This window comes from Actinomycetota bacterium (assembly GCA_012837825.1).
In the GTDB taxonomy this organism is placed as follows: domain Bacteria; phylum Actinomycetota; class Humimicrobiia; order Humimicrobiales; family Humimicrobiaceae; genus Humimicrobium.
Window position 1 is genome coordinate 1 of record DUQM01000062.1, and the last position, 10,611, is coordinate 10,611.

The 10,611-nt window shown below is 29.2% G+C and carries 9 protein-coding genes; 3 read left to right on the forward strand and 6 right to left on the reverse strand.

What is annotated here, in order from left to right:
• Positions 1–902, forward strand: a 902-nt coding sequence (locus GXZ93_04555) for a hypothetical protein (protein ID HHT79050.1), incomplete at its 5' end; no start/stop codon positions are given.
• Here the strand turns inward: GXZ93_04555 and GXZ93_04560 are convergent.
• The 6 genes from GXZ93_04560 to GXZ93_04585 form a co-directional block, all read right to left on the reverse strand.
• Positions 878–2,236, reverse strand: coding sequence for an O-antigen ligase family protein (locus GXZ93_04560; protein ID HHT79051.1), 1,359 nt, complete (start codon positions 2,234–2,236; stop codon positions 878–880). The two genes, GXZ93_04555 and GXZ93_04560, sit on opposite strands and share 25 nt — an antisense overlap.
• A gap of 44 nt (positions 2,237–2,280) precedes the next feature.
• Positions 2,281–3,162 carry a glycosyltransferase family 2 protein gene (locus GXZ93_04565; GenBank protein HHT79052.1) on the reverse strand — a complete coding sequence of 294 codons (882 nt, stop codon included), beginning with the start codon at positions 3,160–3,162 and terminating at the stop codon, positions 2,281–2,283.
• A gap of 11 nt (positions 3,163–3,173) precedes the next feature.
• On the reverse strand, positions 3,174–4,352 hold the full coding sequence (locus GXZ93_04570) for a glycosyltransferase family 4 protein (GenBank protein HHT79053.1): 1,179 nt from the start codon (positions 4,350–4,352) through the stop codon (positions 3,174–3,176).
• On the reverse strand, positions 4,345–5,334 hold the full coding sequence (locus GXZ93_04575; GenBank protein ID HHT79054.1) for a glycosyltransferase: 990 nt from the start codon (positions 5,332–5,334) through the stop codon (positions 4,345–4,347). The genes GXZ93_04570 and GXZ93_04575 overlap by 8 nt, the downstream gene beginning before the upstream one ends.
• Positions 5,335–5,358: 24 nt before the next feature.
• Positions 5,359–6,231, reverse strand: coding sequence for a hypothetical protein (locus GXZ93_04580; protein HHT79055.1), 873 nt, complete (start codon positions 6,229–6,231; stop codon positions 5,359–5,361).
• A 64-nt stretch (positions 6,232–6,295) separates the two neighbouring features.
• On the reverse strand, positions 6,296–7,966 hold the full coding sequence (locus GXZ93_04585) for a hypothetical protein (protein ID HHT79056.1): 1,671 nt from the start codon (positions 7,964–7,966) through the stop codon (positions 6,296–6,298).
• A gap of 187 nt (positions 7,967–8,153) precedes the next feature.
• On the opposite strand from GXZ93_04585, the gene GXZ93_04590 reads away from it, so the two are divergent.
• Both GXZ93_04590 and GXZ93_04595 read left to right on the forward strand, forming a co-directional pair.
• A complete protein-coding gene (locus GXZ93_04590; GenBank protein ID HHT79057.1) occupies positions 8,154–8,903 on the forward strand; it encodes a nucleotidyltransferase family protein in 750 nt (249 codons plus the stop codon).
• Between the two features lie 233 nt (positions 8,904–9,136).
• Positions 9,137–10,501: a hypothetical protein gene (locus GXZ93_04595; protein ID HHT79058.1), complete on the forward strand. Its 1,365-nt coding sequence runs from the start codon at positions 9,137–9,139 to the stop codon at positions 10,499–10,501.
• The last annotated feature ends 110 nt before the right edge of the window (positions 10,502–10,611 follow it).

Genomic DNA, 10,611 nt, shown 5'->3' on the forward strand with positions numbered 1-10,611 from the left:
AATTTATTAATTATTTTTCTAATATATTTTTAATTATTATTTTGAGTTTTGGGCTTTGTGGTTCATTATCTGCATTTTATTTTGATTGCAGGTATCCCTTTTCTGTACAAAAAAATATTTCAATTTACATAAAACAAAATTTTAATCTTAATAAAACAATGCTTTCTGGTTATAAAGATATCGATTCAACTGCTGTATCTGCTTATCTTAATAAAGAAATATATTATCCTCAATCAAACGAATATAATTACGTGAGCTCAGGTCATAAAAGGATAGAAGATCTTGATGCTGATGAAGTTTTTTTAAGAACTTTGTCTCATGGATTTTATAACGAACAGATTTTACTTATATTAAATAATAAACTTATTACCGATCCGGATATTCCATCAAGGTATTTCTTTAAAAAAATCAATAAAGACTTTGGAGACTCTATTGTTGGTTATGAAGATGCCAGATTATATATCTTTGAAAAAGATGATATAAAATTAGCCAGAATAAATGATGCCGGTACTTTTCCAGATGCAGAACTACATAGTTGCACAATATCGGAAGACAAAACAAAAATAGCATTTGATTCTGATAAGGAAGGACTTAAGCTTTTTCGATTTCCAGTTGAAATTGAAAAATACACAAACTATCTTATTGAGTTTGATCTGACTGTAGATAATAACATAACCGATAATATACTGGTTGATTTATACGGTGAAGACTATGATGATCCTTTTCAGGAATTTTCAATTAAGGCTGAGGAGATTAGGATTGGAGAGAAAATAAAAATATCAAAGATTTTGAATTCTCTTTCTATTCCTGACAAAGAAATATTTTTTAGGATTTTTACATATTCGCCATTAAAAGCAAAAATAGAAAATCTAAATATTTACAAGCTAGTTTCTTCAGAATGATTTTCTTTTCTTTCCTGCCAGCAAAGGCCAATTGAAAGAGCAACTACTACTGATATGCAGAACATAACTGTGGGAGCTGTCATATAGTTTTCAGTAAATGACAATAGAAACAGTGTAAGTATACCTCCAAGAACAGAGAGATATGCTTTTAAATTAAAACTGTTATTTGAAGTTCTGTAAGCTTTAAAAATAATTGTAAAACACGAAATCCAGAAAATTAAAATTAGAACAAGTCCTATAATTCCAGTTTCTGCCAGAAAGTGAAAATAAGAACTATGCGCATTGGTATCATTAAAAGCAAAATTCTGCTGAGTATACATAGCTGCTATACCGGGTTTTCCCGTAAGCCTGAGACTGTCAAAGTGCCACAGTACATCATTATATCTCCCATAACCTATCCCGATTACTGGGCTTTGTTTAAATAATGTTATTGCTTTTTCCCACAGGCTTATTCTGGTTAAAGTGCTCAAATCTTTCGCATAAAATATCATTTTTATTCTGTCAAGGGTATCAGTGAGCAGAATTACAGGTACTATCAATACACCCATTAAAAAAAAATTTCTTAAAAATTTTAAAACAGATTTGCTGGATAAGAGAAAAACAAATACCGCACCGCCCAGAAATGCCAGGAGACTTCCCCTGCTTTTTGTAATCAGAAGAGCGATAAAGCATAGGGCAAGTACAGCTCCATAAGCAATTTTTTCTTTTTTATTGCCTTTGAGAAAAAAAGAAAGGGCAAAAACGGAGACAATCGCATAAACTGAACCTGTGGCATTATGGGCATTATTTAGAGCAACAAACATCAGGCCTACATAATAATCATCTATTTTTACCATAACTGATTGTAAAAAATTCGAATACTCAATAAACCCGAATACTGCAAATAAGACAAATGTGGAAAATAAAAAATAAAAATAGATTTTTAATGCTTTTCTATAGTTTAAAAAAATAATTGAAAAAACAAAAAAAGGAAGATAGCAGAAAAAGAAACTGCCGTCATATCTTAGAAAATTAAAATTCAGAAAGCTTGTTAAAGACTGTTCTGAAACAAGAAAGCTTAATAAAAAATAAAAATAGATAATAAAAAGAAAAATATTAAGCTTAAACCCGATAATATTGATTTTATGATTCATGCAAAGCGCGATAAAACTTATTAGTGTGAGAATGCCCAGAACTGCAATAATCATGTATGGATATTTGTTAACAAGTAAAAAAACAGCCAGCAAAGCGATAAAAATATATACAAAATTAATATTTGCAGAAGAAAAAAAACTCCTGATTTTACCCAGAAATGAACCCTCTTTGAAATTAATTGTAATTTCCTTATTATCCATTTTTAATTATGACCATTTTTTTAATCATACTTACTATATAAACCTTAGTTTTTGCTTATTTTATGAAAAAGACTGATAAGAACAAATTCGATTTTTCTTTCAGCTTTAAATAGCAATAACAAAAATTTTTTAACTCTTAAAATTCCGGTAAGGAAGTAAATTTCTGCCTCATATACAAATTTTTTCTTAAAAACAGGATTATAATTCTTTTTAACAGTACCGGAATGATCATGTTTTACATAAATTTCAGGGATGTATTTTACTTTTAATCCGGCATTCTTTACTTTCCTGAAAAGAAGTTCTTCGGCATAATATATAAAAGTATTTTCATCAAACATTCCTACTTTATCAAAATCTTTAAACCTTGCAAAAAAACATGCACCATTTATAAGAAATACTTCAGATGGATTTATAATTTTTTTAAAATAACTGTTGATATTAAAAATTTTATCAGCTATTCCGTTATTTCCAAAATGTAAAAGACATTTTAAATATCCTGTTTCCTTTTTATGAGGAAGCATCATTGAACCATCATTATTAATTATTTTGGGACCTATGAAACTGCAGTCATCTTTATCAAAAAATTCAACTGATTTCTTTAAAAAATCACTGTCTTCCATGACAATGTCCTCGTTACTTACAAGCACCAGATCATCAGAATTCAATTTGTTGTTATTTTTCAAATATTCAAAAGAGATATTGTTTGCCTTACTGTATCCAACATTTTTGTTAATGTTTACAACATATATTTCAATTTCGCTATATTTTTGTATAACTCTATTTAAAATTTTGTCTGAATCACTATTGTTAGCTATTGCAATAAGCCAGTTTTTATAAGTCTGACTGACAATTGAATCAATAAACCTTTCAATAAGACTTTCAGTATTATAGTTAATCGTGATAATTGCTATTTTTCTATTTTCCATTTTAAAACTTTTTATCTGTTTCTTTCTTTTCCCAGAATTTCAAAATATATATCCTCTGTCTGTCTTACCTGTGTTTTAAGACTAAATTTGTCTTTAACAGAATTAAGAGCATTCTCCTTTATCATGCTGAGCTTGTCTCTGTTTTTATAAATAAATTCAATTTTTTCTGCAAGATGGTTTTTATCTATTTCACTCAGATATCCGTTAAAGCCATCTTCTATCATCTCAGGTATGCCTCCTGTTCTTGTAGCAAGAGTAATCTTACTCAGGCAAAAAGCTTCAAGTATAACTCTTGGAAATGCATCATCTATAACTGGGCAATGCACGAACAGATCCGAAAACGATAAGTAATTTCTCACATCTTTTTGATAACCCGGCATAAAAACTTTATTTTCCAAAGCATTTTCTTTTATAAAATCAATTATTTTTAACTTATATGGAGTGTCATTTTTATGATAAATTTCTCCAACCAGAAATACTTTTATCTGATAATTTTTTAATATATCGCTATTAATTGCCTGTAAAAGCATTAGCTGGCCTTTGAGCTCCTGGATGCTTCCAATGTTTACAATTATAAAATCTAAGTTATTCTTTCCCGGATAGTTTATCTCGAATGATTTAAATCCATTAAGGTAATCTTTATAATCAATAGAATCATTAATAACAACTGAATTTTCTTTTTTACTATTAGTAAACCGCGTATAATCGAGTTCCGCCTTTTTTGAGACTGCTATTATTCTGGCAGCAAATTTACTGCAGAATTTTGCTCTTATCTTTTTTTTCCATTTTTTATCAAGAATATTCTTAAAACAAATTATAAGTTTTAATTTCAGAAAGCTAACTGCCCTAAATATAAATAATGCTTCATGTATGGTGTTGCAGCTTACTATTTTTATATTTTCGTTTTCAAATATTTTCTTAAACTTTCTATTTAGAACAATTATATTTATAAAAAATTTCATCAGCGAGAAAGGATTATAGGTAATTCTCAAAAAAGGCATCTCTATTATTCTTGTATCTATCTCTGAAGATGTCAGCTCATCATAAAAAACACCTTTATTGTCAGGAAGAAACACTATTGGCTTAAACTTATCTTTATTTAATGCCTTTACCAAATCAAGAGTGATTTTTTCAGCACCTGTTAAATTAGAGGTACGGGATATGTATGCTATATTTATTTTATTATTCAAACTCAACTTTATCCTTTTTATTTAAAGCCTTTATTACAGAGGGGGAAAATGAAACAATATAATAGACAAACATTTTAAAGTTAAATTTATCTTTTAATATCGATTTAATGCTCTGTCTTGCTTTTTTTAATCTAAGCGATCTTAAAAGATAATAAATTTTCTGTTTTTCAAAAAAAAGAGAATCTATGCTCTTTGAATGCTTCTCAAAATTTTTAACTAAATTCTGATCAATACCAAGATTATTTATATCAAAATTATTATAACTGTCATTACCAGATTCAAGTCTTTCATAATAAAAATTTCTTGCGAGTTTTTCAAAAAACTTCTGCTCATTTTGCCTGCTATAAGTAATTGAGCCTTTGGAAAAAAGCTCCCAGGTAAGAACCTCTTTCAAGTTTCCTATCTTTTTCCCTTTGCTGATAAGATTTAAATAGAAATCATAATCCTGGGAATATTTAAACTTTTCCCTGTAATATAGCTCGCAATCATTTCTGAACAGAATGGAAGAATGATTTATCATATTATGATCCGGTAACATTTTTTTAATGAAATCAGGATTATCGCTGGCAATAATTTTGCATAGTTCCTCTCTGTTGTCATCAAAAAGCAAAACAGAAGAACCGATGAGATAGTAATCAGGTTTTTCTTCCAAAAATTGAAATTGCTTCTCAAGCCTGGTTTTACATGCCAGATTGCCTGCATCAATTCTTGCTATATATTTCCCTTTAAAGATTTCCTTTATTTTTATCAAAGATCTGGTAAGACCTAAGTTTTCTTCATTTTTAACAAATAACAATCTTTTATCATTATAGCTTTTAACTATTTGCTCCAGATCGTAATTACAGCCATCATCTATAATAATAAATTCAAAATTATCAAATGTCTGATTTAAAATACTTTCTATGGTGTCTCTGACATTTTTCTTATAGCCATAGACACTCATTGCAACAGTTATGTCTACAGGATTTTGAAGTCTGATCATGGAATTATAATAATAAAATTTAAACTAATTATTTTTCTTCTTTCTTATAAAAATCTCTGGCAAATATACTGCAATAAGACTCAGCATTATAGCAGCAAAAACTGCTATAAATATGTTTTTCTTATAGTTTAGATTATATGGGCTATTCGGTTTATTTGGTTCCTTGGTAATTTCAACTTTTTTTACAATTATTTCTTTGTTAATTTCAAGATTATATTTCATTTCTTCAAGATTATTTAGGATAAATAGTTTTGATGAAACGTCTGAATTGTTTAATACATCGGCCCTGCTTCCCGACTCTGGAAGCTCTTTGTTAATTTCGGAAATACTGGAATTGATTTTTTCCAAAAGAGCTTCCAGTGTTTTTCCAGAATTTATTTCTGAAATAAATATTTCAAATAATTTCTGATTAATATTATAAGCAGTCTGCGCGTCAGGATTTGAAACCTCTATCTGAAAAACTCTTTTGCCTTTATCCTGAATAAGGGTTATCGAATCATTTATCTCTTTTACAGTCGATGGCAAATTAAGTTGCTCAGCAACCTTTTTAATGATGTCCTCCGACCTCATTTTTTGGGCAAATTTGTCAAGATTGCTGTTTTCAAGTTCTGTCGATTTCATGCCTGGCGCATATATTGCAAGTTCTTCCGCTTCTGCAGGAAAATATCTGTATAGGTTTTCATCATAAAAAATATTGGAAAACTTAAGATTTGAAACAGTTTTATAAAGAGGAGATGTGCTGAATGTAACAGTTAGTCCGATGGCCACAACGACAATGAAAAGACCTATAAAAAGCCATTTTCTTCTTACAAATATTTTTAATATTTCAGAAAATGCTACTTCATTTTTGTCAGTATTTTCCTTAATGATATCGTTATTATTTTTACTCTTTTCCATAAAATATCCTTTAATATCTTAAACTATTTTAATTAAGTATTTCACTTATTATTTATATTTGGAACTAGAAATTTGAAAAAAAAGATATTGCTTTTTCCGGTCTGCCATATTCCCAGAAATATTTCCAGTCATATTGCTCCCTTTCAATTACCTCATTTTTATTTTCTCTCTCCAGAACGTCATATATGTAATAAATTTCCTTGTCATTTGACTTGATGGTTATTTTATTAAATCCTCGTGAATCTATGTATTTAAGATATTCTTTATTTTGAAAATCATAAGATATGCCGATAAATCTTATCCTGTATTTATTATATATGTCCTCACCGACCCTCATATATTCAATGGCATTGCTGGTGCTGTAAACCACCTGATCTCCCCCCATATATATAAAACTGAAAGCAGTACCCTTGTCCGATACCAGATATTCATTTGGTTTGACAATTTTTCTCAAGAGGTAGGCCGCACTTTTAATCCCTACTTTATGCCCTGATATATACCCTGCAGGAAGTTTGTTGGGATTATAGATCAAAGGATATTTTTGCTTGTCAAGAGACAGGTCATTGAACTGTATAAATGAATGATAAAGGTTTAAAGCAAAAAAACAGCCTAACAATATTATAAAGAATGCCTTTAATCCTTTTTTTACATTTATTTTCAGCTTTGATTCTCCGATAATATCAAAAAGACATTTAACAGCATAACCTGTTATGAAAATAAAAACAGGAAACCCGTTCATTAAGTGGCCGTTTTCTTTTTCTGTCAGAAACATCCAGATAATTCCATGAAGAGAAAATAGCAAGATCAGCCTTAAAATAATTCCCGGAATTTTAATTTTCTTTTTTATAGCTAAAACTATTAAAAAGACACAGGAGCTAATAAAGAGAGTTAAAAAGAAAATGGAGTAGCTGGTGATAAATCCAAGGATAAAGCTTTTAATGTTAAAAACTAAAGTCAGGCCTTCTTTTCTGGTAATAAAATGCTCATAAACGGCTCCATACGAACCAGTAAGTTTTTTTGAATTAAAAAATTGAAAATATATAAAAAACCCAAGTATGAAAACTGGCCCGATAAGACTTAGTGCTAGTTTGCGAAGACCGATTCTTCTGATATTTATTAAAATTATTATTATAAAAAAAGGCATAAAAAAATATGCGTCAGGCACAAAAATTATAGATAATGCTGCACACATCATGCCTGATATCAAATCTCTGGTTTTATATCTCAGGCTTATGTCCTTATGGTAAAGAAATTTTTCAATAAAGTAGAAACCTGCCAATATAAAAAATATATAAAATATTACCCCTATTGCACTCCTAAAAAGGCCGGCGGCTCCACTTATTGTAAAAAGAAGCAGAATAAGATTAGTTGTTTTTCTATCAAGAAAAAGTTTTGAAATTCTAAGAATTATTATAAATGTCAAAAGAACCATTATTGCGCTTGGAAATCTTGCAGCAATCTCACTTACACCAAAAATAAAAATGAAGGGCACCTGTACCAGAATTACGGAAGCAAAAGTAATATTTCTGTAAATTGCTGTGACATTGTTTAAGGAGTCATTGGATAATCCTAAGATGAATCTTGATGCGCACAATAAAGTTTGTGCCTCGTCTTCTCCCCAGAATTCTATAGAACCAAGATTATAAAAAACAAGAAAAGCACAAACCAGAAAAAGAATTATGATTATATAATTATTTTTTAAAAATTTTAGAAATTTACTCTTACCGTCAGGCATAGTTATTTATATGACTTAATTAAAAATTTTTTATTTTAAGCCAGGTTGTAAAAGAAAATAACAAAAGAAATTATATTATAAAGAAAATTATATAAAAACATAGTAATTCATGTAACTTTACTAAATCATATTGTTAATGTAAACTTTCAATATTATTTCCAGTATATTAAAAATTATTTCTTAATTGATGAACAAAGACATAAAAAATGCTGTAATTCTTGCTGCCGGCTCAGGAACAAGACTTGGTTATCTTGGTCATCTTTTACCTAAAACCTTATTCCCCATTTATGACAGGCCTATAATACATCATATTATTGATTTGCTTGAAAAAACAGGTATTGAAAATGCATTCATAGTCGTCAAATACCATAAAGAAAAAATTTTTGAATATTTTAAAAACATAAACAGCAGTCTGAAGATAAACATTGATTTCATTAATCAGGAAAAATTAGATGGTACCGCCAATGCAATCGCTCTCACAAAAAAATATAATAAAAACAATGATTTTTTAACAATCCTTGGTGATGAATACTTTACACATAAGGATTTAAACCCTATGTTCGAATTATTTTATAAAAAAGATGCTGTTGCCGCAGAAGCTGTTATAGAGGAAACCAATATAGAATCTTTAAGACAAACCTGCTGCGCTGATGTTGAAAATGATGGAAGAATAATTGAAATAATAGAAAAACCAAAAGAACCCAAACATCGATATAGGGGCTGTGGAATTTATATGTTCAAACCCGAAATATTTGAATACATTAAGAATACCGAAGAGGATTCTTTTAGAAAGGAAAAGGATATTACTACAGTAATCAATAATGTTGCAAAAGATATGAAGGCATATGCCTATATGCTTGACGGTTTTCATATCAATATAAATAATTATGAGGAACTTTACAATGCAACGAAGTTGATCAGAAAATATTCAAGATAATGATTGATAAGACTAATTTTGATAATAATAAAACCATTTTAATACAAAAATCAATTTGCAAAGATTTAAAAGAAATTTTTAAAAAAGATTATGTCTTTTTTATTATAATATTTCTGTTTGCAATTATTTTTCATCTTATCTTATGGAAAGCTTTCCCCCTACATTTCGGTCCTGACGGCATTATATTTGCAGATTATTTTATTGATATTTTTAATAAGGAATCTGTATTTCCGATGATACTGACATACAGAATGCCTGTTTCGCCTCTTCTTTACGGTTTTCTTTTAAAAACCGGAGGAGTTATTTTAACATCAACAATCTGCCAGACATTATCTTTGGTCTGCATCCCTTTCATATATCTTCTCGCAAATTCCTGGGGGAAAATTGCGGCCAGAATTTCTGCAATACTTTTAGTAATCCTGGTTCCGTTTCAAATTCTTTTTCACCAGATAAATTCCGACGCTTTGTTTGGGTTTGCAGCTATTATCATGTTTGTTTTCTTTAAATACTTAATTGATAATAAAAATATAAAGTATGCATCATTTTTTGGGATTAGCACAGCCTTTCTGGTATTAATAAGACCATCAGGAGTTTTTGCAATTATATTAATAATTTTTCTTTTCTTCATAAAAATTAAATTCAAACTTATTTTAAAATTAATAGCAATTTATGCAATTTCTTTTTTAATTATAATTAGCCCTTTTTTAACTTACAAAATCATTAAATTCAATGATTTCTCTTTATCGAGAGGCTCTAACTATATGGAGTTTATGCGTATATATACTTTACAGGAACCATTATTCAAGCCAGCTAACGGACCATATTCAGACAAGTTGGGCAAACTTGCTGAAGAACATCTTATAAATTCGAAATTCTATAAAAAATATGATGTTTCTTTTGAAAAATTCCTAAACCACAGACCGAATAGGAGATTCTTTGGAGATTTAATAGTTCTTGTCGATAAGACCCAGGGCTGGAATACAAATTATAAATTACTCAGACAGGTTGCGTTTGAATCTATTAAATCTAATCCTTTAAGTTTCTTAAAAAACTTATCTTTAGATATTTTTAAACTGGCAATAATGGAGCAGGCCCTGCAGGAATCCTTACATTCAGAAGAAATAGATAATTACAGGACAACAAACCTCCTGAAAGACGAATCAATATACTTAGAGCCGGATGAAGGTGAATTAATACCATTTTCCAAAACCTGGTGGATGCTCTCTTCTCCCGATAACAAGCTTCCGACTATGCAGGAATTAGAGGAATTTGATACTAAATTAATACCCTTGATTCAAGACTTGGCCCGGTCAGAATCAAATCCAAGATCATATTGGCTGGTAAAAAGATTTTGGAATTTAATAAAATTGCCTTTCTGGATATTTTGGGCATTTGCAATAATATCTGTCATCTTAAGCAAAAAAAATCAGAAATTGCTGGCGATTGCTGTTATTTCATTTTATATAGTTACAATAATAGGTACTTTATATAGCCAGCCATTATATTTAAGATATCGACTCCCTTTAGACCCTTTATTTATATTGGTGGGCGTTAGCGGATTTTTAAGTTTATTTAATAATAAGAAGCTTATTTATTAAATTTTTTAAAAGATAAAAATATATATAGTAATAAGCTCATCATTGTGATGCAGCTAATTGCCAGAAACAAATAAAAATAACTGGGTATGTATTTAAACTCTATTTCATTA